Genomic DNA, 22,519 nt, shown 5'->3' with positions numbered 1-22,519 from the left:
GGGATGTATATGTTATTACAAAAAGAAAGAGAAGAAATTGTAGCGTATGGAAAGAAAATGATCTCTAGTGGTTTAACAAAGGGGACTGGGGGTAATATTAGTATTTTCAATCGCGAACAAGGTCTTGTTGCGATTAGTCCAAGTGGTTTAGAGTATTATGAAACAAAACCTGAAGATGTAGTTATATTAAACTTAGATGGTGAAGTGGTAGAGGGAGAGAGAAAGCCATCAAGCGAACTAGATATGCATCTTATTTATTATAGAAATCGTGAAGATATAAATGCGCTTGTGCATACACATTCTCCTTACGCAAAGACGATTGCGTCATTAGGATGGGAGCTTCCTGCTGTTTCATATTTAATTGCTTTCGCAGGCCCGAATGTTCGCTGTGCACCGTATGAAACATTTGGTACGAAGCAATTAGCGGATGCTGCTTTTGAAGGCATGATTGATCGTCGTGCTGTGCTACTTGCAAATCACGGTTTAATTGCTGGTGCAAATAATATAAAAATGGCGTTTACTGTTGCAGAAGAGATTGAGTTTTGTGCTCAAATTTATTATCAAACGAAAAGCGTCGGAGAACCGAAGCTTTTGCCAGAAGATGAGATGGAGAATTTGGCGAAGAAGTTTGAAGGGTATGGGCAGCAGTAGAATGAAACAAAAACACCCTCAAGAAAAGATCTTGAGGGTGTTTTTTACGCTTTCTTAAGCAACAAATACATAAAGTAAGGAGCCCCAATTAAAGCAACGACAATACCTGCTGGGATGCCGTTAGGTTCAACGATGTTTCGGCCAATTGTATCTGCTAATAGCAATAGCCATCCGCCGATTAAAACGGCAATAGGCATGAAAATTTGATGTCTTGGACCTACTAAAGATTTCGCGATATGAGGAGCCATTAGTCCGATAAAGCTAATTCCTCCTGTTACGGAAACAGCTGCAGCTGCAAGCGCAACGGCTGCAACTAATAAGTATCTGCGTTCTTTTTCAATTTCAATTCCAACACCGATTGCGACTGGCTCGTTTAATGCTAGAATGTTTAATCGATTTGCTTTATAGAAAACGAACGGAATTAATACGATTAACCATGGGAGCATTGCTAAAACGAAGACCCAGTCATCTCCCCAAATGTTTCCGGCAATCCACTTGGCGATAAAGTCCACTTTCATACGATCAGCGGATGAAATAAGGACAATCATCATTCCAGATAGTGCAAATGAAAAACCAATACCGGTTAATGTTAGTCGGATTGGCTGAAGCCCAGTTGATTTACTATATGAAAATACGTAAATTAGAACAGCTGTCAGAAAAGCCCCGATAAATCCAACGACTGGTAGTAAGTAAAGAAATGAACCTACATCTATTGGAAAGTATAAAAAGAAAATAGCAACAGCAACACCGGCCCCAGAGTTGATCCCGAGAATACCAGGTTCAGCTAAATCATTTCGAGTAATTCCTTGGAATATAGCCCCTGATAAAGCGAGAGCCATACCAGCTAATAATGTAATCACAATTCTAGGTAGTCTTAAAGAGTATAAAACAAACTCCTCTTTAAAAGTCCCTTGTCCCATTAATGTTGGGAGTAGTCGATCATAAGATAAAGATGCTGAACCAAGTCCCATTCCAACTACAATGGTGGTGATGGTCAGTATTAGTAAAGCGAGTATAATAAGACGTTGTTTTCTTAGAATAGATTGCATCATGAGAATGTTTTTCCTCCTTTACGTACAATGAATAGGAAGAATGGTAACCCTACAATCGCGACAATTGCCGCAACTGGTGTTTCGTACGGAGCGTTAATAGTACGTCCGATTGTATCTGCAAGTAGCATAAAGGAAGCTCCAGCAATTGCTGACATCGGTATAACAAATCGGTAATCTGGACCGACAATTGGGCGTACCATGTGAGGTACCATTAAACCGATAAATGCCATATTTCCAACAAGCGCTACAGATGCACCTGCAAGTAAGATAATAATGATAAATAAAATAGTTTTAATAACAATAATTTTTTGACCAAGTCCAATAGCCACTTCCTCACTGAAACTAAGAACTGTTAATTTTTTTGCTAGTAAGATAGCGATAAAGATACTAATTGAAATGACTGGAATAATAATTTTTAATTGGCTCCAAGTTGTTCCAATTACGCCCCCAGCAGTCCAAAGTGATACATCTTGTGAAATTTTAAAATAAATGCCGATTCCTTCTGAAATTGCGAGTAGAAATGCGGAAACTGCAGCGCCCGCTAATACAATTCGAAGAGGAGAAAGGCCGCCTTTTTTCACCATACCAATTCCAAATACCATGATTGCGCCAATTGCCGCACCGATAAAGCAAGCTAATGTTAAGTAAAGATAGCTGATGGAAGGATTGAAAGCAAGTGTCAGTGCAAGCGCAGCATTTGCTCCACCAGATAGCCCTAATAAACCAGGATCTGCAAGTGGATTTCGTGTTAATCCTTGCATAATTGCTCCAGAAACGGCTAATCCAGCTCCTACAAAAATAGCAGCAACTTCACGTGGTAAACGTATTTCTCGAATAATAGATATTTTGTCTCCTTTAGCGGAGGAAGTGAGTGCTAACCATACATCTTTTATCGAAGTATCTGCAGCACCTAATACCATTGCAACCATAAAAATAAGAAAGAATGCAATTAAGCTTAAAATTAGTTTGTATGTAAAAGCTATAGAACGTGGATTTTCATGATCTTTTGTCATTCGTTTCACATCTTTTCTGTTCATAGAATAAAGGAAGAGGAATTCTTAAATTAAGAATTCCTCATGTTTGTATTATTTACCAAGAAAGTTCTTCTTGAAGAAGTCTAGTTGGAAATCTAATGTAAGTGGATCATTGAAATAGAATTCCATCATGTTTGCTTCATATACGCGATTATTTTTTACTGCTGGGATGTTTTTATATGATTCTGTCTCTTGGAATGAGTTATCAGTCTCTTTATTTTTACTTACGATTAAGTAATCACCAGCAAATTCCGGTAATACCTCAGTAGATAATGCGTAGTAACCTTCTTTTAATGCTTTTTCTTTTACTTTTTCAGGCATTTTTAATTTCATTTCTTGGTACAGGATTTCTGTTCCGCGGCCCCAGTTCTCGCCGTATACATAAAGCTGTTTGTTGAAGTTTTCTACAACAGAAACTGTTGCATCTTCACCGATTTTTGCTTTAATTTCTTTACCAGCTTCTTGTGCACGTTTCTTGAAGTCATCAACCCAAGTTTTTGCTTCTTTTTCTTTGTTTAATAACTTACCAATTTCTAAATGCTGTGTTAAGTAATCAACTTTTCCGTAAGTGTATGTTACAGTAGGAGCGATTTTCTTTAACTTATCGACATTTTTAATATTTGATAAACCGATGATTAAATCTGGATTTAGTTCAGCGATTTTTTCAACATTTTCATCTGATACTTCAGCAACATCTTTAAGTTTGCTATCAAAACGTGGGTTTTGTTTAGACCATGAATCTACCCCAACAAGATTTACATCTAATGACATTACGTTACCAGCGAATGATGATAATACAACAACGCGTTTTGGATTTGCAGGAACTTCTACTTTACCATTTTCAGATTGGTATGTAATTGTTTCTGATTTACTACCTTTTGCATCGTTCTTTTTGTCTGTAGAGCCATTGCTACAAGCACTCATAACAAGAACGAAAAGAACTGTTAGTGAAATAAATAACTTTTTCATCGTCTTTCTCCTTTAACATAGATGATATGTGTATACAATAATTTGTTTAACTGTAATCTTTTTGAAAGAGTAGTGGTAATGCAAAATAATTTATTAAAAATCTTGAATATGAGATTTTATAATATAGTATTAACCATATTAATGAAAGAAGATGTAATCTCAATTTGCTAATTATTAACAAATTGATAATGATTATCACTATTGATTCTTTAAATAATATAATTTTATATAGGTGTATTGTCAATAGTAATTTTGATTGTAAATTTTGCGGAAACAGGTTATATTTTATTGAGAATGATAATCAATGACTAGTAGCTGAGGAGTGACACGAATGAATCAAGAAGAATTGTTTGATGTAACTGTGATAGGCGGAGGACCTGCAGGGCTTTATTCAGCTTTTTATAGTGGACTCAGAGAGATGAAAACGAAAATAATAGAATTTCAACCACAGTTAGGTGGAAAAATACATGTTTATCCAGAGAAGATGATTTGGGATGTAGGAGGGCTGCTGCCAGTTACAGGTGATAAATTAATTGAACAACTTGTACAGCAAGGGCTAACATTTAAGCCAGAAGTGGTATTAAATACAAAAGTAGAATCGATTATTCGTAACGAAGATGGCACTTTTACGTTAAAAGCAAGCAATGGCGAAGAACATTTTTCAAAAACAGTTATCGTCGCAACTGGAAGTGGTATATTGAAACCTCAAAAGTTATCAATTGAAGGTGCTGAGCGATTTGAAGTATCTAATTTAAATTATACAGTGAAATCTTTAAAGCGTTTCAAAGGTAAGACGGTCATTATTTCCGGCGGAGGAAATTCTGCGGTTGATTGGGCAAATGAATTAGAACCAATTGCGAAAAAAGTGTATGTAACATATAGAAAAGAAGAATTATCTGGTCATGAAGCACAAGTAAAACAACTGCTGAACAGCTCGGCGGAGTGTTTCTTTAATACATCGATTACAAAACTCATTGCTGGTGATAATCATGAAGCGATCGAATATGTAGAATTGACAAATCATGAAACAGGTGAGGTTTCTCATTTACCTATTGATGAAGTTATTATTAATCATGGATATGAACGTGACATTACATTATTAGAAAATAGTGAGTTAGACGTTGCGATTATAGATAATTATTATATTGCAGGTAATGCAAATAGTGAGTCTTCAGTAGATGGATTATATGCTGCTGGAGATATTTTAAAGCACGAAGGGAAACTACACTTAATTGCAGGTGCATTCCAAGATGCTGGAAATGCTGTGAATAAAGCAAAGCAATTTATCCAACCAGATGCAAGTGAGTACGGAATGGTTTCTTCTCATAATGAAGTATTTAAGAAGAGAAATCGAGAACTGATTAAACAGATGATGAAATAATAAGGAACAAGTATACCCCCACATACTTCTCTATTCAAATGGATGAGAGATGTACGTGGGGTTTTTCCTGTTTACTATATTTTCAATCATTATAATGACACCGGTTTCATCAGTTCATATGATATGAACATTTTATTGGTAAAGCATCCTAGAAAACAATTTAGCTATGTTTTGCTTACGCAGAACATGGCTAAATTACGCTGTCCCTTTAGCGCGTTCATTAGGAAATGGCATATTTAGTATAGAAGCAATATATTGTTTTCCATGTTTTCGAGCCAATGATTCTAATATTTGACGGACGCGTTTTGTAAGATGGCCTTGTTTTTTGATGGCTTCACAATATGCGTCATAGAAAGCATATTTAGCCCAAAGGAAATCATCTTGTTGGAATAAGAAATGATTTTTGTACCATTCACCAATTGTATGATAACAATTGTTTTCATGTATTGCTGTGCTTTGAGAAAGAAAACGATCAGATAAAGATACATTCAAATGAGAAATTGTGTTTTCTGTTTCAACTTGTAGTGTTTTTTCTAACATTGTAATGATGTGACGAGTAGCCATATGTTAACTCTCCTTTGTGTAAATGGGTAATACCATTCTATATTTAAAAAATTCTTACTATATAATACTATACAATATATGGAATGCATCTACCTGCTTTTTGAACTGCATTTACAAAATCTTTTTTATTTGTTTACAAAAATAAAGTAAAGTAAGATACAGTATAGATGAAAAAATAATAAAGGAATGAACGCATTGTATATAACAGTAGAAGAGACTGCGGAGTATTTGAATTTACCGAAATCGTATATTGAAGAGTTAATTCAGCAAAAGAAAATTCGTGCGCTATTCGATGGAGAGCAATATTTAGTAAATCAAGAACAATTCAATACACATTTAGAACAAATGGAGAAATATAAGCAGTTAGTGGAAGAAATATTAAATGAACCAATTCCAGAAGATATGGATGTTAAAGACGAAGACTAAACTTTGGGAAATCCCGTATGAAGATATGCAGAAATGTATCTTCATACGGGATTTTTGTTTAAATGTATCAAAATCCTAATGGGCACGCAGAATTTCTTATATTTTTGATAGGTAGTAGTCTACCATGTTAAAAGCATATTTTTTTCTAGCTAGGACAAACATAGAGAACGTAACCTGTACAGATACATATACTATCAGTGCAAAAGCTTATAAATTAATGGAAGGGGTTTTCTCGTGAGTTTATTTCATTGTGATTTTCTGAAAGACTTAATTGGATCTTTTGTGAGAGTAAACAGGGGTGGTCCAGAATCTCAAAAAGGAACAATAATATCAGTATGTCCGGACTACTTCGTATTGAAGAATGAAAAAGGTGAGCTTTATTACTATCAACTTAGCCATCTGAAAAGTATTACGAAAAATACAAAAGACTGTGGATCAAGTGATTGTGATTGGGAAGATTGCGAATGTGCAGACGACTTTGAAGCACTACTTCTAAGCTTCAAATATTGCTGGGTGAAAATTAATCGCGGTGGTCCAGAGAAAGTGGAAGGCATTTTACAAGATGTTTCTTGTGACTTCGTTACATTAATTGTAAAAGAAGAAGTTATATTAATTGCAATAAAGCATATTAAAAGTGTTAACTATAATGCATTAGCATGCGGAGAGAGCGATGAGAGCGAAGATAGTAATAGTAAGGAAAGTAGTAGCGATAATTCAGGTCGAGCTCGCGCACAAAGACAGTCAAGTAGAGGAAGATAATAAGAAAGGAGGATACAAATTTGGAAAGTATATTATGCTGTGAGCAAATTAAATGCTTAGTCGGTGAGACTGTAAAAGTAAATCTTCGTGGACCAGAGAGTCGAGTGGGGGTACTTGTATCGTTAGGGAGAGATTACCTTACATTACAACTTCCTCTTGGTGAATTAGTATATTACCAATTGAAACATGTGAAGAGTCTAGCTAAGAAAGTGAAAGAAAGTAAATGTGGCGATTCCTATGTTTCATGTTTCTGCTCTGATGATGATACTTTTGTCGATGTATTACGTGACTTGAAGTATAAGTGGGTAAAGATTAATCGTGGCGGTCCAGAATGTGTGGAAGGATTATTAAGTGAAGTGCATGAAGAATGTATTACACTAGTAAACTGCGATGAAGTCATTTATATCATTAATTATCATATTAAGAGTGTGAGTCAAGTAGTGAAATGTAAAAAGAATGAAGATGAATAATGTTTAATAAATAAGAGGGGCATTATGAGGGAAAGAGAAGAACAATTTCTTATTTCGATAGTATGAAAAGGAATTACTTACTATTAAGACAAAACATTGCCCTGATTATTTTTTTTGAAACGGAAGATAGGAAAGCTGATATTCATAGGAAGGAGGATATAGATGAATGAGTTGAATAAAAGTATTGGAGAAAATATATATGTTAAATTAATCGGTGAAAAAAGATTTAAAGGTGTATTAATTGATGTAGGAAATGATATCGTCGTTCTTTACAATGGACAAGATTACGTATATATATCTTTATATCATGTACAATACTATAAATTTTTAAGACCATATGACGAAGAAATATCAAAACCAGATGTTGATTCTGTAATTAAGAGGGAATCCCCTTCAATTTCTTTGAGAAAAGTATTAAGTACTTCTAAAGGTATTTTTACAGAAGTTTATGTAGCAGGAAATGCTCCAATACATGGTTATGTTACAAGTGTGATGAACGATTATATTGTTTTTTATAGTCCGGTTTATAAAACGGTATATATATCTTTAAAGCATTTAAAATGGTTAATTCCGTATAAAGAAAACCAAGTACCGTATGCCCTCAATAAAAATGAACTCCCCGTAAATCCGTTAAATATTACGTTAGCTAGAACGTTTGAAGAACAGCTTATTAAAATGACAGGGAAAATTATGGTGTTCGATTTAGGTGAGGAGTCCAATAAAATTGGAAAAATGGCGAAAATTGATGAAGGTCATATTGAAATATCAAAAGCACGTGATGCAAAAATGTATGTGAATATTCAACATGTAAAATCCGTCCATTGTCCGTAGATTAGTTGGAAGGGCTGGCTTTTTCTTTTATATGCAGAAGAAAAGGTCGAGCCTATTTATTTAGTTTAATTTGGATATGAGGGGAAAAATGAATTGAATATAAATATATTATAGTGTGATCTTTTTAAAAATAATTTTGCACTACTTTATAAAGAAATATGTACGAGCTATCTTTTTATGTATTCAATTTATTTTTTGAGGAGGAGCTGCTCAACTAATTTATTAAAGGGGTTTTGTTTGTGGAGCAGTTTCCGAATTCGTTATCAATTACATTGCTTGGTAGTGCTGGTGGAGCAGCAAAAGCAGTTTTAGCAATTTTAAATCAAGCGATAGCAAATGAAAAAGATCCAATTTATGAAGTATTAAAGAATGCCAAATTTCATTTGGTGGATATAAAACAAAAAGATAGGACTTATTATGATGAGTTGTTTTCGAATTTGAAAGGTCGCTTATATTTATATGAAATAAACCTTCAAAATGTAGTGGAATTTAAACAACATTTAAAAGAAAAAAGAACGAGTGTTGTGATTGATGTTTCAGGAGCAGATACAATTAGAGTATTAAGCTGCTGTAATGAACTAGGAATTTGTTATATTAATTCAGCCTTGGAAAATGAGGCCGTAGATCAGGACGATAGCTTAATCGGCTTTCAGCTTACGGAAAGATATACAAGGTTTGAGAAGGAGAAAGAGAAATTTACAAATACAAAAGCGATTATAGGTTCAGGTATGAATCCAGGTGTTGTTCAATGGATGGTTGTTGAACTTATGAAGGAACGACCAAATGAAAGGCCAAGAGCATGTTATATTGTAGAACATGACACGTCGTTTTTGAATGATACAGCGCTTATAAAGCCACATACACTTTATGCTTCATGGGCAGTAGAGCGATTTTTAGATGAAGCAATCTGGAGTTATCCGATGTATATGAGTCAACATCGCCCTCTTTACTTTTATGAAGATGTATATGCTTCAGAGTATAAAGTGAAGTTGGGAGAAAAAGAATTCTATGGTTGTTTAATGCCACATGAGGAAGTATTAATTTTAGGGAAAAACTTTAATATGGAAGTTGGTTTTCTTTACCGAATTAATGAGTATACAACAAATATAATTAGACAGAATTTAGACCAAGTAGAAGATTTATGGAACTGGAATCGTAAAGTGTTTAATCCAGCGGAAGAAGAGGTTGCTGGAGAGGACTTGGTCGGTGTGTTACTCGTTTATGAAAATAGTGAGACATATATGTATAATGTGATGAATAGTAGCCAAGTTTTTCGTAAATATAAAACGAATGCAACGTATTTTCAGGTAGGGTGCGGGATTTATGCGGGCTTGTCCAGTTTACTTTTAGATCGATTTGAACAAGGTGCTTATTACGTCGAGGAGTTGTTATTAAATACAGAAAGTAAGTACGGTGAGTATTTAAATTTATATATGAAGGATTTTGTAATGGGGCATAATAATTTTACTGATGGATTGTTACATGACAGGGTAAGATGGGTGTAATTTGTTACCAAAAGGAAGGAGAGATCTCCTTCCTTTTAGTATTATAAGGTTAAATATTGCCCTGAAAGCAATTTCATACTTATACTTTAAGGAGATAACAATGAAAGTTTTTTGTATCGATCAAGGGGAGTTTTTATATGAACAAATACAAGAGCTTGATTTATGAAGAAAGAAGAGCCTTAAAGGTATTTATATTATTATTCTATATTATATTCTTTTTATATGACGCTATATATTATTTTGTGTATCCTGCTATGAATATTAGTGGAACAGCGGTAGGTTGGCCAGAAGGTAGTCTTGGGATAGGTGTGCCTATATTTGTAATAGCAATATTTCCTATTTCTATATACCTTCAAAAAAGAGGGTATGTATATTCTGTAAAATATTTATTTTTATTTGGGTACATGTTTATCAATCTTGTTAATAATTTAATGATTTATTTGCGAACGGATAGACCTTTTGAACATGGTAGTATGGTAGAAATGTTATTAATTTTATTTGCCCCAGTTTTCGTGAATAGAAAATACTTTTATTTAGTTTCCTTTAGTGTAATTGGAAAGTACGTATTTTTCACATTGCTATTACAAGATTTAAAAGTGGTAATTCCACTTGTTTTATGTATATTCTATTTCATTATTTCACATTCTTTATTAAAACGGTTTCAATCTTATGTAAGAACAGTGGTTGAAATGATGAACAATATGAAAGAGACGGAAAATTTAGCTGTGATTGGAACTATGTCTACAACAATTGCCCATGAAATTCGAAATCCGCTAACAGCGTTAAAAGGGTTTACGCAAATGCAAAAAGAAAGAAATCCAACTGATACGATGAGCTACGACATTATGCTACAAGAAATTGAAAGAATTAATGGATTTGTTAGTGAATTGATGTTGTTAGGAAAACCAAAGCCAACAAATTATGAAAGGTGTAATATACGAGACATCCTTCTATATGTTGTGCATCTAATGGAAAGTTATGCAACGCAATATAGAGTTAAATGTCATTTACAAGTAGATGGGAATTTACCGGCTATAAACGGTGATGATAAGCAATTAAAACAAGTGTTATTAAATATCATTAAAAATGGAATAGAATCAATGCCAGAGGGCGGAGAAATTCATATCCGTGCATATCAAAAAACGCAAGGACATTTGTGTATTTCTGTTGAAGACCAAGGATTTGGTATAGAGAATGAAAAATTAGAAAAAATTGGCAAGGCGTTTTACACAACAAAGGAGACTGGTACAGGACTTGGATTAATGATTACATATAAAATTATTAAGGAACATCAAGGGAGTATCACGATCCAAAGTAGTCTAGGAGTAGGAACGAAAGTAGAAATTTTTCTGCCGACCGTTTAATGTATTGGGAGAAAAGATTTTTCAGAAAAGTGTTCTTGTTGTGTAAATATAAACATTTTATAAAATGTTTCAAGAAGGGTTTTTTTTATAAAATACTTCGTTTATAATGGAGGAAAATATCGACATGAGATTGATTGCTCATGTAACGGTTCAGTAGTGTTATGAAAAGATAAGAAGGGGTGCACGCGCATCCTTTTTTCTATGCAGATATTATGAAAGAGGTGGTATGATGGAATTAACATTAAATTCGACTGTATGTTTACACACGATTCAATTTCGAAAAGAGCAAAAGAATTATATTGTAAAAGATACAATTACAGGAGAAAAATATGAAATGCCGCCACTTTGGATTGATGCATTGGCAATGATGCGTGACGGTTTTTTATTGGGAGAAATTGAGGAGAAATTAAAAGAAGAGTATCCATCTGAAGAAGTGAATATGTTAGCATTCACGAGGCAACTGTTAGAACTAGAACTTGTTGAAATGGTAGATGGAGAAGAGATAGCTTGCACAAAGAAGAAAGAGATAGATTGTTTAGCTTGGGTGCGTCCTCGTGTGGAACAATTCTTTCTTAATTTAAATAGAAAATATAGAAGCAAAGACCAGTAGTGGCCTTTGCTTTTTTTAATCCCGCTATTTGCCGGGCCGTAAGACCCCCACTTCAAAATTCAGCGGAAGCAAAGAAGTTAGGTGTGGGATGAACAAAACCTCCACTGATTAAAGGTTCACTTTATAGGTTGTGTTTAAAATATAACAGCAAATGCTCTTGCGAAAGCACCGTCACTATTTTTAATTTTTAAAGGTGCTGCTGAGAAAAAGAAACGTTTTGCTTTGATAGCATCTAGATTTGTTAAGTTTTCAATTAAATAAATATTATTCCCTAGTAATATGTGATGAATCGGTGATGTTTCTGTTGTGACTTCATCAGGAGAAATGAAATCTAAACCGATAGATTTTACTTTTAATTGAACTAATTCTTCAGCTAATTCTTCAGAAAGATAAAATGCTTCTTTCTCATAAGCTTCTGTATTCCATTTGGTGGATAGATTAGAATGAAAAATAACAATATCACCTTCTTTTATGTCAGTATTATGCAATACTGCCTTAGGTAATTTTCGCTCTTGAATATGTGTTACATCTATAAGAACAGCTTCACCTACAAATTGATCCAGCGGTAATTGATCGATGGTCGTTGCGCCTGAAATAAAATGCGCAGGGGCATCACAATGCGTGCCAACATGAACGACAGAATGAAAATCTGTAACTTGATAGCCTGATTCTTCAACACTTGTAACAGCTTCTAGTTGTATTTTAGGTGTTCCAGGAAATTGAGACATATTATTTTCAAATGTTTGCGATAGATCAATTACTTTCATTTTACATACCTCCAATATATGTTTTTCAAATAATAAAAAGCTCATCCTTCAGTATCAAGAAAGATGAGCTTTACATGCTAGTTGAGTTTTATCTTCCAAAATGCAATGCATTTTGCAGGAATTAGCACCTATTCAGTTTGTATAAACTGAGGTTGCTGGGCTTCAAAGGGCCGGTCCCTCTGCCTCTCTTGATAAAGAAGTATTTAATTTTGAAATCGGAATTTTCCGATAGTTAAATTGTAATTCATTTCCTTTTTTCGTGCAATACAAAATAGGTATTCACCCAAATAAAGCTGCTCGCATATTGTAGCTTATGTAAATAGAATGCTGCGAAGGAGTGAGTGCAGTGACAGGAAATGTATTGAATTATTATGCTGGTGGTAATACAGCTAGGGGATTTCACAATTTATACGAAGAGAATTTAAAAGGATTAGACAGATTATTTATCTTAAAGGGTGGCCCAGGAACGGGAAAATCTTCTTTAATAAAGGCAATAGGTCGGGAATGGGTTGAAAAAGGATATGATATTGAATTTTTACATTGTTCTTCTGACAATAAATCGGTTGATGGTGTAATTATCCCAAAATTAAAAGTAGGAATTGTTGATGGGACATCGCCGCATGTTATTGAGCCAAAAATGCCAGGAGTTGTTGAAGAATATATAAATTTAGGAATTGCTTGGGACTCAAATAAACTAAGAAAGCAGAAGTTAGAAATTGAAAGATTTGTTTCAGAAGCAAGCAAAGCTTTTCAGTCTGCTTACGCACATTTTAAAGAGGCATTGGTTATACATGATGAGTGGGAGAAGATATATATTGATAATATAGATTTTAATAAAGCAAATGAACTAACCGATCAGCTAATCCAGAAATTATTTGCAGATAAAAGCGGGAGACAATCGCTTGTAAAACATCGTTTTTTAGGAGCTGCTACACCGAAAGGAGCAGTTGATTTTGTTCCTAATTTAACAGAAGGGTTACCACATCGTTATTTTATAAAAGGGCGCCCAGGCTCTGGAAAATCAACGATGCTCAAAAAGTTAGCTAAGGCAGCTGAAGAAAAAGGGTTTGAAGTTGAAGTATATCATTGCGGATTTGACCCGAATAGTCTTGATATGGTTATCGTAAGAGAATTAGGATTTGCAATTTTTGATAGTACCGCACCACATGAATATTTTCCAAGTCGCGAGGGTGATGAAATTATTGATATGTATGCCCTTATTGTTACGCCAGGGACGGATGAGAAATATGCGAAGGAAATTCGTGATGTCTCCATTCAGTATAAAGCAAAAATGAATGAGGCGATGTCTTTCTTAGCGAAAGCAAAATCGGTTCGTGATAAATTAGAACGAATTTATATTGCTGCTATGGATTTTTCAATAGTAGATGCATATAAAGAGGAGATTCAAAAAGAGTTTGAACGAATTGCTGCTACTGTAATTGAAAAGCAACAATAGACGTTTCATTAGGCTGTCAGTAATTTCTGACAGTTTTTTTAGTATGTAGTAAAATTAATAGTGTATTGTCGAATTTCCAAGGAAATAATCAAAAAATGGAGTTGTTATGAAATGAGAGAGAAAATCGAGTTGGAGTTAGAAAGAATTGAAAAAGAGAATGATGTGAAAATTTTATTTGCGGTGGAATCAGGGAGTCGTGCTTGGGGGTTTCCATCAAAAGATAGCGATTATGATGTTAGGTTTATTTATATACATCCAGTAGAATGGTATTTATCAATTCATGATAAACGAGATGTAATTGAATATCCAATTAGCGATGATTTAGATATAAGTGGTTGGGATATTAAAAAGGCATTGCAACTATTCGCGAAGTCGAATCCAGCTTTACTTGAGTGGATTCGATCACCAATTTTTTATTCGAAAAACTCTAATTTTCCAGAACTACTTCAACAGATGAGTGAGAAGAATTTTGATCCAAAAGCAACGATATATCACTATTTACATATGGCGTCGAAAAATTATCGTGAATTTTTGCAAGGTGAGAATGTAAAGCTGAAAAAGTACTTTTACGTATTACGTCCCATTTTAGCTTGTAAGTGGCTAGAAGAGAAAGCAACTTTACCTCCTGTAGAGTTTGATCGATTGATTACAGAATTATCATTAGAACGTAGCGTATTAGATGAAATTGAAAAGTTGTTAATAAAGAAAAAAGCAGGTACTGAATTAGATGTTGGATTGAAAATTAAGGTGCTAAATCAATTTTTAGAAGAACAAATTCATTACTATCAGGAATATGTAAAAGGAATTGAAAAGGGATCAGGAATCGATATTGAGAGTTTAAATACATTGTTTCGAGATATGTTGTTTGAAGCATATGAAAAAGAGCACAAGTAAGTTTGTGCCCTTTTTATTTTGTAGGAATGAAGAAAACAGATATAGCTGCGATAAGACCTGCAAAGGAGAATAAGTAAAAATTCCATGCTAAGTCATATTGCATTGTCATAATAATACCGACAAGAATTGGGCCAGCAATTGCACCAACTCGGCCAAGCCCCAGTCCCCAGCCTAAGGAGGTAGCTCGGATATGTGATGGGAAGTATTGTGTTACATATGCATTTAATATTTGAGTAATACCGACTGATCCAATACCAGCAAGGCCAATTAAAAGATAAATGATTGTAACAGATGGTTTGATTGTTAATAGTCCGATACATATAGCTGCCATAAGATAAGAGATGCTAATAACAATTTTTGCTCCTATACGATCAGCAATTGCTCCAGCGAATAATGCGCCGATAGCTGCGGTAATATTTAGCATAAGTAGAAATGACAGACTAGACCCAAGAGGATATCCTGCCTGGCGCATCATCTGTGGTAACCAAGTGTTTAAACCGTATATTAAAAACATTCCCATTATATAAGTGATCCAAAAAAGTAGCGTTGCTTTTATGTATTCTTTTGAGAATAACGTAGTAAATCCATTTTTCTTTTGTATAGTAGATGGAGCTTGATGAGTTTTATTTTTCACATGAAATTCAATTGGAAAACGATTAAGAATTTGGTTCACTTCTTCTTGGCGATTACGTGATAATAAAAATTGAATGGACTCAGGTAAATAGCGAATAATGAAAGGAATGAGGAGTAGTGGAATCATTCCGATACCAAACATAATTCTCCATCCGAAATCTTCTAACATAAATATAGACAAAATAGCACCTAACACGATACCTAAAGGATAGCCAGTAAACATAAGAGCATAAATAAAAGATTGCCTTTTTTTGGGTGAATATTCAACAGTAAGTGCTGAAGCTGTTGGGATAACACCGCCTAATCCGATTCCTCCTATAAATCGAGATAATCCAAATAACTCAGGAGAAGGAGCGATAGCCGCTAAACCCATTGTGATAGAAAAAAGTGCTAAACAGCATATAAGCGTCCATTTACGTCCAATTAGATCTGTAATCGTTCCAACTAGAATAGCCCCAATAAACATCCCAAATAAAGCATAGCTTGCAATTGTGCCAGCGTGCGATGGTGATAGCGCCCAGCTTTTGTCTTCTAGGAGCTTTGGTAGAACGGCACCGTAAATACCTAAATCATATCCATCAGCTAAAATGGCTAGCCAACAAATAAAAACAACAAGTTTTGTAATAGAGCTTGAAAAGATAGTTTCTGTAGATTCTAGATGAGGTGGAGCTGAAGGTTGCATAATATTCCCCCCCTTTTTAATTTGTAGATGAATATATTATTTCATTTAATGTTAATATTTTCCTCCCTGTGTTGAAATTTATCTGAAAAGGTTTTATAACAAATAAAGAAGTTCAACAGTAATTATGTTGAACTTCTTTATTTGTTCACTCATTATCAACTCGTTTTAACGGTTTATCTAATTTAGATTTTAAACAGGTTGAACTTCTTTATTTGTTCACTCATTATCAACTCGTTTTAACGGTTGATCTGCTGGACCTTCAAGAACGTCTCCTTCAATTGAAAAACGAGAACCATGGCAAGGACAATCCCAGGTACAATCACCATTATTCCATTCAACTTCACAGCCGAGATGTGTACAAGTTGTATCGACGATATGTAATTTTCCTTCTTTGTCCTTATAAGCACCTGCTCGTTTACCGTTAACATGTACGACAGATCCTTCACCAACTTCGAGATCTTCTGGCTTACGTAATGCGGTTTCGATCTTTCCTTCAATTAAATGTTTCGCAACATCAATGTTCTGGGAGAGGAACGTTTTTATATCTGGATTTGCATGGAAGCGTGATGGTGCATACAGTTCTTTATAGGGACTGTGGACTTTTAGGATGGAGTCCTTCAGTAGCTGAGCGGCAGCAGTTCCAGTTGTCATTCCCCATTTGCGATATCCAGTTGCAACAAATATATTTGGATTTCTTTCGTTAATATGTCCGATATAAGGAAGCTTATCTAGAGTGATTAAATCTTGTGCTGACCATCTATAAGGAACCTCGTCTATTCCAAAAGTTGCTTCAGCAAAAGAATAGAGTGCTTCATAATGAAGCATCGTATTTATTCCTTGTCCTGTTTTATGACTTTCTCCGCCAATTAAAATTAATTTCTCTCCATTGTTTGTTATATAGCGTAAGGAGCGCTTTGGATCATCAATACTTAAATACATGCCACCTGGATAATCTGTTTTGGCTTTTATTGCAAGAGCGTAGGAGCGTTCTGCGTACATTCGCGTAAAGAAAAAGCTATTCGCATCATAAAAAGGAAAATGTGAACAAGAGACAACATATTCACAAGTGATATGATGGCCCTCTTTTGTAATTATTTGTGGATAATCTCCCTTTTCCACATCCATAGCTGTTGTTTGTTCGTAGACCTTTCCACCCATCTCCACAAACTTTTCTAAAAGTGTTTTTAAATAAAGAAGGGGATGGAATTGTGCTTGATTTTTCATGACAAGTGCAGATTGTACTGGAATAGGAATCGATAGAGATTGAACATAATCACAAGGTATATTTAATTTTTGATAAGCTTCATATTCTTTCGATAAATTTCTTAATCCGTTATCAGTAGTTGTATATAAATATGAATCTTCATTTGAGAAATTACAGTCGATTTTATATGTTTGAACAGTTTCGTTTATGAATTGTAGAGCCTGATTATTTGATTCATAGTAAAGCCCGGCCTTTTCTACACCGAAGTGATTTATTAATTCATCATAAATAAGATCATGTTGTGCTGTTACTTTCGCTGTTGTATGCCCAGTCGTCCCGTTTAAAATACGACCAGAATCAATTAAAACAACATCGATGCCTTCTTTTGCAAGTAAATAGGCAGTAGTAATACCTGTAATACCAGCACCGATAATAGCAACTTTCGCCTTTATATTTTCGGATAAACGAGGGAAAGTAGGAAACTGAGCAGATTCAATCCAATAAGATAGCGGCAGTTGTGGAAATGTATCACTTGTCATTGCTGAAACCTCCTGATTTTAGAACAATTTTCCTTTTAATATTTCCATATTATATGAAATTCATGTGTGTTGTTTTAGAAGAAGTCTATTTTTATTAAAAGAGGTTATAAATTATTTTAATATAATTAATTAGGTGGGGCATTATGAAGAAGTAGGATTTATATAAAACTAAATTCAAGTGATTCTGTTTGTTGATTACATAGAGATTTATTGAATGAGATAGGGTCTATGGCGTTTAAGAAAATGTCTATAGATAGTGGGTAAATCCTTATGGAATCTATACATTTTCTTTAGTGAAATAAAGTATGATTATAAAAATATAACCAACTTTTATTACTAGGTCATAAAAGTTGTTGACAATATAGAAATTCTATTGTTATGATTCATCATGTGGAAAGGTTGATAGAGAGTAAAAAGAGAAATGTTTTTCATTGATAATAAAAGCGAAAAATAAGTGACGATAGAGTGAGTATATTTTCCTTATAATACATGCTTTTTGGATCATTTAGTAAAATCAATCTGGAAGCAAGAATTGATATATGTAAGTTGCGCAAGGCGCGGCATAAGAAAGGGGCAAAAGGATGAAGGAGCTTCATACATTTGGGTGGTATGCAGCACGTGTATCACCACATTTGCCGAAAAAAGCATTTAAACCAGTGCCTACTCGTTTATTTGGTGGATTGGCTTATTTGCTTGTGGCATTGTCGGGATTAATATCGATTGGTGTATTTGAATTGAATGTGTGGGCGAATCTAGGAATTGCGATTGTTCTTGGATTATGTTTTGCTTCACTAGGATTTTTAGGGCATGAAATTTTACATGGAACTGTTGTAAGAAAGGCATGGCTTCGTGACTTCTTAGGAGCGATTGCATTTATGCCATTATCAACAGGGCCAAAGCTTTGGAGAAAGTGGCATAATGCAACGCATCATGTTCATACACAGCATGAAGAGAATGATCCGGATGCATGGCCGACACTTGAGAAACTTAAGAAGAGTAAGTTTTTGAGTTGGGTATATCGTATGCCTCTACATGTACGTTCATTCTTTAGTTTTCTGTCACTAACAATTCAATTTACATTGCATTCGACTCGAATGTTCTTTCATTTTATAAAAGAGTTCAAGTCATCCAATCAAAAATCTGTATGGCTTCAACTTCTTTTGCCTTGGACAGTTTGGATTAGTTTATTGTTTATTATGGGACCTGGAAAATGGTTATTTGCATATGTCATTCCGTTGTTAATTGCTAACTTTATTGTAATGGCATATATCGCAACAAATCACCGCTTAAATCCAATTGTTCCAGTAAATGATCCGTTAGCAAACTGCTTATCAGTAACAGTGCCGCGCTGGGTAGACGTTTTGCATTTCAATTTCTCATATCATACAGAACATCATCTGTTCCCTGCTATGAGCTCTAAATACTATCCGTTAGTAAAAGAGAAGATTAAAGAAATGTGGCCGGAACGTTATCACGAAATGCCGATGACAAAAGCATTGGCAGCACTTTGGAATACACCACGTGTGTATTATCACGGAAGTGAATTAGTTGATCCGCATAGAGAGCATTTCTACGGTTCTTTAGGAAATGGCTTAGACCCTCATAATATTTCATATCGTGAGGAACATATAGAAGAAAAAGAGAGTATTAAAAAAATAAATCAGTAAAAATTAATATATTTTTGCAGTGAAAAAGCAAGCCATCTCAGGCTTGCTTTTTCTTATAAAGAAACTTCCTTTTTGTTCTTTTTATTGACTTGGAAGGAGTTAGTTTCTTTTCGTTGTAATCGTTTTTCTAAAAGATTAACAAAATAAGTAAATAGAAGAACAAGTACGAGATAGTATGCACCAACGATTATGTAAGTATCTAATTGTTGGAAGTTACCTGCTGCAATTGATAAACCCGATCCCCATAATTCGGACATTCCTACATAAGCAACAAGTGAAGAATCTTTTAATCCGATAATAAATTGGTTTCCTAGAGGAGGAAGAGACAGACGAAATGCTTGTGGTAATATAATTCGTCGCATAGCTAAAGGATAAGGCATGCCTAAAGAGCGAGCTGCTTCTAATTGTCCTCGGTCAACGGATTGAATAGATCCACGGAAAATTTCCGTAATATATGCACCGTTATGAATTGCTAAAGCGATTGCTCCTGCCCAAAAAGGGGTGAAAACAACAACAGATGTAATTCCAAAATAGAGAATGGCAATTTGAACAATTAAAGGTGTACCACGAATAATAGCAATGTAGACATGAGCGATACTATTTAAAACTTTATTGTTAGAGATTCGAAAGAAAGCGAATAATAATCCAATTAATGAACCGAGTACTAGGGAAGTTAATGTTAATTGTAATGTGACAATAGTAGCTTTTAAGAGTGTGGGATAGGAAGAGATAAAAATTTCAAACATGCGTTTCACCTCATATTGTATAGATTTTAGTAGAGAATGAAATGCCCCACATAAAATGAACACTTAATCAGTGGGGCACTGTTTATGAATCTTTTGAATGGCTAACTTACTTACTTCGTTTTTTCCTCTTCACCAAGAATATTACGTCCGAACCATTTTTTACTGATCTTATCATACGTACCATCTTTAATGATTTCATCTAACGCTTTATTTACTTTCTCAACCATTTCTTTATTATCTTTGCGAATAGCAATTCCCATTTCATCAAGATTTAATGGTTTTCCGGCTTCTTTTATATTCGATTTTCCTTCTTTTATCATACGTAGACCAACCATTTGATCCGTAATTACTGCGTCAACACGCCCAGGCTCTAAATCCATAAGAGCAGTAATATCACTGTCATATTCTGTGATTTGATCTGTATATTTTGCAACAAGATTTTTAAAGGTACTAGCTTTTACAACACCAATTTTCTTACCTTTTAAATCTTCTGGAGAAGAGATAGCGGTATTCTTTTTAGCTACAAAAATTTGGGCGCCAGAGCGATAGTACGGATTTGAGAAACTAACAGCTTTTAAGCGCTCCTCTGTAATTGCCATACTACCCAGTATTACATCATATTTCTTCGCTTGAAGACCTTGAATTAGCGTTTCCCATGGGTTTGTAACTGGCGTAGCCTTCATGTTCATCTTTTTAGCAAGAGCTTCACCGATTTCTACATCAAAACCGACAAGTTTGCCGTCATTTTCTTTATAGTTAAAAGGTTTGTATAATCCACTCATCGCATAGCGAAATTCTTTTTCACCATTTGATGAAGTAGTAGAACTTTCTTTGCTACAAGCTCCTAGTATGAAGGATGTACATAGTGTAATGCTCGCAACAATGGTTAATAGTTTTCTTTTCATAAAACCCCTCCTATATATTGATCATACGGATGGTTTTTTAGTATGTTATTGAAATATTTTATTTGGATGATTAGTTGTGCACCGTATGAATGTATTCCTTTTCGTTTGAAACAGAAGTTACATTATAAAACGTTGCGTAAAAATTGTTTCGCTCGTTCATGTGATGGAGCTGAAAAGAATTGTGCTGGCGGAGCATCTTCTACAATCTTTCCATCGTCCATAAAGATGACGCGATCAGCTACATCTTTTGCGAAATTCATTTCATGAGTAACAATAACCATTGTCATCCCTTCTTCAGCAAGTTCTTTCATAACTTGCAATACTTCTCCAACAAGTTCAGGGTCTAAAGCTGAGGTAGGCTCATCAAATAGCATAATCTTAGGGCTCATTGCAAGAGCTCGTGCAATGGCAATGCGCTGTTTTTGACCACCTGAAAGAAGATGAGGAGTTACATCCGCTTTATCTTGAAGGCCGACTTTTTGGAGAAGTTGATTTCCAATATCCTGTGCATTTGCTTTCTCTAATTTTTTTACATGAATAGGTGCTTCTATGATGTTTTCTAGTGAGGTCATATGAGGAAAGAGGTTAAAGTGCTGAAAAACCATACCGACATTTTCACGGACTTTATTTAAATTTGAATGCTTTGGATCAATTCGCTCACCTTGTAAGTGAATTTCGCCTTCATCGTACATTTCTAAAAAGTTAAGACAGCGAAGTAATGTACTTTTACCAGAACCACTGGCACCAATTAAAACAACAACTTCTTTTTCTTTTACTTCTAAATCAATTCCTTTTAACACATCAAGTGAACCGAATGATTTTACTAGATTTCGAACTTGAATCATACAAAACCCCCAGTTAAAAATATATTTTACAAATGTTGCCCCGTATTTCTGTTATTAGTCATAAATTGTCAGAATCCTTTATTTTTTTCGTGCAATTTGATATTCAAAGAAATAATATTTTTAAAATCTCTATATCCTTCTATAATGAAAATATGGATAATAATATATAGGTAGTATTTATATTGCTTATAAAAAGGGGGAAAGGGAAGATGGAAAAAGAAAGGAAAACATTTTCTTTTGGATTACGTACACAACTTATGCTATTCACTACAGTTTTAGCTTTTATTACATATTCAACAAGTATATTTTTTATTTACGTGATATACGATTATTTTCAAAGTTATGTAAGTCAAACTGTATATAATATTATCGTTATGTTATTAGGGGTAGTATGGTCTGGAATTTTAGCATATGGAGCAGCCGTATTTTTAATTAAACCACTTCGCAAGTTAGAGGAAGCGGCAAGAAAAGCAGCTGAGGGTGATATTCGTGAAGATGTTCCATTACCGAAGACAGATGATGAAATTAAATCTTTAAGTGTTGCATTTAATATGATGTTAGGAAA

Annotated in this window: 22 protein-coding genes, 1 pseudogene and 1 riboswitch; of the genes and pseudogenes, 13 read left to right on the top strand and 10 right to left on the bottom strand. The window is 34.4% G+C overall.

Translation table 11 applies throughout. The features are described 5' to 3' along the window. Positions 1-9 precede the first annotated feature (9 nt). Positions 10-651: an L-fuculose-phosphate aldolase gene (locus tag DN403_RS18640; RefSeq protein ID WP_000926560.1), complete on the top strand. Its 642-nt coding sequence runs from the start codon at positions 10-12 to the stop codon at positions 649-651. A gap of 44 nt (positions 652-695) precedes the next feature. Here DN403_RS18640 and DN403_RS18635 read toward each other — a convergent pair whose 3' ends face one another. The 3 genes from DN403_RS18635 to DN403_RS18625 are packed head-to-tail and all read right to left on the bottom strand — an operon-like array spanning position 696 to position 3,706. Further along, positions 696-1,703 carry a FecCD family ABC transporter permease gene (locus DN403_RS18635; RefSeq protein ID WP_000983742.1) on the bottom strand — a complete coding sequence of 336 codons (1,008 nt, stop codon included), beginning with the start codon at positions 1,701-1,703 and terminating at the stop codon, positions 696-698. Next, the gene (locus tag DN403_RS18630; RefSeq protein ID WP_002153558.1) at positions 1,700-2,740 is read right to left on the bottom strand and encodes a FecCD family ABC transporter permease; all 1,041 of its coding nucleotides are present in this window, start codon (positions 2,738-2,740) and stop codon (positions 1,700-1,702) included. The genes DN403_RS18635 and DN403_RS18630 overlap by 4 nt, the downstream gene beginning before the upstream one ends. 48 nt (positions 2,741-2,788) lie before the next feature. Continuing rightward, positions 2,789-3,706 carry an iron-hydroxamate ABC transporter substrate-binding protein gene (locus tag DN403_RS18625; protein WP_000732570.1) on the bottom strand — a complete coding sequence of 306 codons (918 nt, stop codon included), beginning with the start codon at positions 3,704-3,706 and terminating at the stop codon, positions 2,789-2,791. Between the two features lie 331 nt (positions 3,707-4,037). Here DN403_RS18625 and DN403_RS18615 point away from each other — a divergent pair, with 331 nt between their 5' ends. Next, positions 4,038-5,087 (top strand): NAD(P)/FAD-dependent oxidoreductase, encoded by a 1,050-nt coding sequence (locus DN403_RS18615; protein WP_001070938.1) that lies wholly within the window; start codon positions 4,038-4,040, stop codon positions 5,085-5,087. A gap of 195 nt (positions 5,088-5,282) precedes the next feature. On the opposite strand, the gene DN403_RS18605 is transcribed toward DN403_RS18615, so the two are convergent. After that, positions 5,283-5,651, bottom strand: a complete 369-nt coding sequence (locus DN403_RS18605; RefSeq protein WP_000235474.1) for a hypothetical protein — start codon at positions 5,649-5,651, stop codon at positions 5,283-5,285. Between the two features lie 186 nt (positions 5,652-5,837). Here DN403_RS18605 and DN403_RS18600 point away from each other — a divergent pair, with 186 nt between their 5' ends. The 7 genes from DN403_RS18600 to DN403_RS18570 all read left to right on the top strand — a co-directional run bounded on the left by DN403_RS18600 (position 5,838) and on the right by DN403_RS18570 (position 11,616). Continuing rightward, positions 5,838-6,077: a helix-turn-helix domain-containing protein gene (locus DN403_RS18600; protein ID WP_179958937.1), complete on the top strand. Its 240-nt coding sequence runs from the start codon at positions 5,838-5,840 to the stop codon at positions 6,075-6,077. A gap of 234 nt (positions 6,078-6,311) precedes the next feature. Further along, on the top strand, positions 6,312-6,836 hold the full coding sequence (locus DN403_RS18595) for a spore coat protein (protein ID WP_149185674.1): 525 nt from the start codon (positions 6,312-6,314) through the stop codon (positions 6,834-6,836). Between the two features lie 20 nt (positions 6,837-6,856). Beyond that, positions 6,857-7,306 (top strand): hypothetical protein, encoded by a 450-nt coding sequence (locus DN403_RS18590; RefSeq protein ID WP_000443833.1) that lies wholly within the window; start codon positions 6,857-6,859, stop codon positions 7,304-7,306. A 162-nt stretch (positions 7,307-7,468) separates the two neighbouring features. Then, a complete protein-coding gene (locus DN403_RS18585) occupies positions 7,469-8,137 on the top strand; it encodes an LSm family protein (RefSeq protein ID WP_001004281.1) in 669 nt (222 codons plus the stop codon). A 239-nt stretch (positions 8,138-8,376) separates the two neighbouring features. Next, positions 8,377-9,642 carry a hypothetical protein gene (locus tag DN403_RS18580; protein ID WP_000434727.1) on the top strand — a complete coding sequence of 422 codons (1,266 nt, stop codon included), beginning with the start codon at positions 8,377-8,379 and terminating at the stop codon, positions 9,640-9,642. Positions 9,643-9,779: 137 nt separating this feature from the next. Continuing rightward, positions 9,780-11,006, top strand: coding sequence for an ATP-binding protein (locus tag DN403_RS18575; RefSeq protein WP_149185673.1), 1,227 nt, complete (start codon positions 9,780-9,782; stop codon positions 11,004-11,006). A gap of 229 nt (positions 11,007-11,235) precedes the next feature. Next, complete coding sequence (locus DN403_RS18570) at positions 11,236-11,616, top strand: hypothetical protein (RefSeq protein WP_000424116.1); 381 nt, start codon at positions 11,236-11,238, stop codon at positions 11,614-11,616. Positions 11,617-11,750: 134 nt separating this feature from the next. Here the strand turns inward: DN403_RS18570 and DN403_RS18565 are convergent, their stop codons facing one another. Beyond that, positions 11,751-12,383: a cyclase family protein gene (locus tag DN403_RS18565; RefSeq protein WP_149185672.1), complete on the bottom strand. Its 633-nt coding sequence runs from the start codon at positions 12,381-12,383 to the stop codon at positions 11,751-11,753. An 85-nt stretch (positions 12,384-12,468) separates the two neighbouring features. Next, positions 12,469-12,581, bottom strand: a riboswitch (SAM riboswitch). A gap of 148 nt (positions 12,582-12,729) precedes the next feature. On the opposite strand from DN403_RS18565, the gene DN403_RS18560 reads away from it, so the two are divergent. Then, on the top strand, positions 12,730-13,839 hold the full coding sequence (locus DN403_RS18560; protein WP_000147472.1) for a PRK06851 family protein: 1,110 nt from the start codon (positions 12,730-12,732) through the stop codon (positions 13,837-13,839). Positions 13,840-13,950: 111 nt separating this feature from the next. After that, on the top strand, positions 13,951-14,733 hold the full coding sequence (locus tag DN403_RS18555; protein WP_127725558.1) for a nucleotidyltransferase domain-containing protein: 783 nt from the start codon (positions 13,951-13,953) through the stop codon (positions 14,731-14,733). 13 nt (positions 14,734-14,746) lie between these two features. Here the strand turns inward: DN403_RS18555 and DN403_RS18550 are convergent, their stop codons facing one another. Together DN403_RS18550 and DN403_RS18545 are read right to left on the bottom strand one after the other, a co-directional pair. Beyond that, positions 14,747-16,048 (bottom strand): MFS transporter, encoded by a 1,302-nt coding sequence (locus DN403_RS18550; protein WP_001183099.1) that lies wholly within the window; start codon positions 16,046-16,048, stop codon positions 14,747-14,749. Positions 16,049-16,264: 216 nt separating this feature from the next. Further along, positions 16,265-17,791 (bottom strand): FAD-dependent oxidoreductase, encoded by a 1,527-nt coding sequence (locus DN403_RS18545; protein ID WP_149185671.1) that lies wholly within the window; start codon positions 17,789-17,791, stop codon positions 16,265-16,267. Positions 17,792-18,372: 581 nt separating this feature from the next. Here DN403_RS18545 and desB point away from each other — a divergent pair. After that, a complete protein-coding gene (gene desB, locus DN403_RS18540) occupies positions 18,373-19,458 on the top strand; it encodes a Delta(10) desaturase DesB (RefSeq protein WP_000661228.1) in 1,086 nt (361 codons plus the stop codon). 53 nt (positions 19,459-19,511) lie between these two features. On the opposite strand, the gene DN403_RS18535 is transcribed toward desB, so the two are convergent. From DN403_RS18535 to DN403_RS18525, 3 genes are all read right to left on the bottom strand, one after another. Further along, positions 19,512-20,267: an amino acid ABC transporter permease gene (locus tag DN403_RS18535; RefSeq protein ID WP_003255986.1), complete on the bottom strand. Its 756-nt coding sequence runs from the start codon at positions 20,265-20,267 to the stop codon at positions 19,512-19,514. A 47-nt stretch (positions 20,268-20,314) separates the two neighbouring features. Then, the gene (locus DN403_RS18530; protein ID WP_000823756.1) at positions 20,315-21,109 is read right to left on the bottom strand and encodes an ABC transporter substrate-binding protein; all 795 of its coding nucleotides are present in this window, start codon (positions 21,107-21,109) and stop codon (positions 20,315-20,317) included. A 122-nt stretch (positions 21,110-21,231) separates the two neighbouring features. Continuing rightward, complete coding sequence (locus DN403_RS18525; protein WP_000616926.1) at positions 21,232-21,954, bottom strand: amino acid ABC transporter ATP-binding protein; 723 nt, start codon at positions 21,952-21,954, stop codon at positions 21,232-21,234. Between the two features lie 209 nt (positions 21,955-22,163). On the opposite strand from DN403_RS18525, the pseudogene DN403_RS32320 reads away from it, so the two are divergent. Next, positions 22,164-22,514: pseudogene (locus DN403_RS32320) on the top strand (HAMP domain-containing protein); the annotation flags it as partial. Positions 22,515-22,519 lie beyond the last annotated feature (5 nt).

This window comes from Bacillus sp. AY2-1 (assembly GCF_008368965.1).
In the GTDB taxonomy this organism is placed as follows: Bacteria; Bacillota; Bacilli; order Bacillales; family Bacillaceae_G; genus Bacillus_A; species Bacillus_A thuringiensis_S.
The sequence above is the reverse complement of the archived record's forward strand: the minus strand, read 5'-3'. Positions and strand labels throughout refer to the sequence as shown.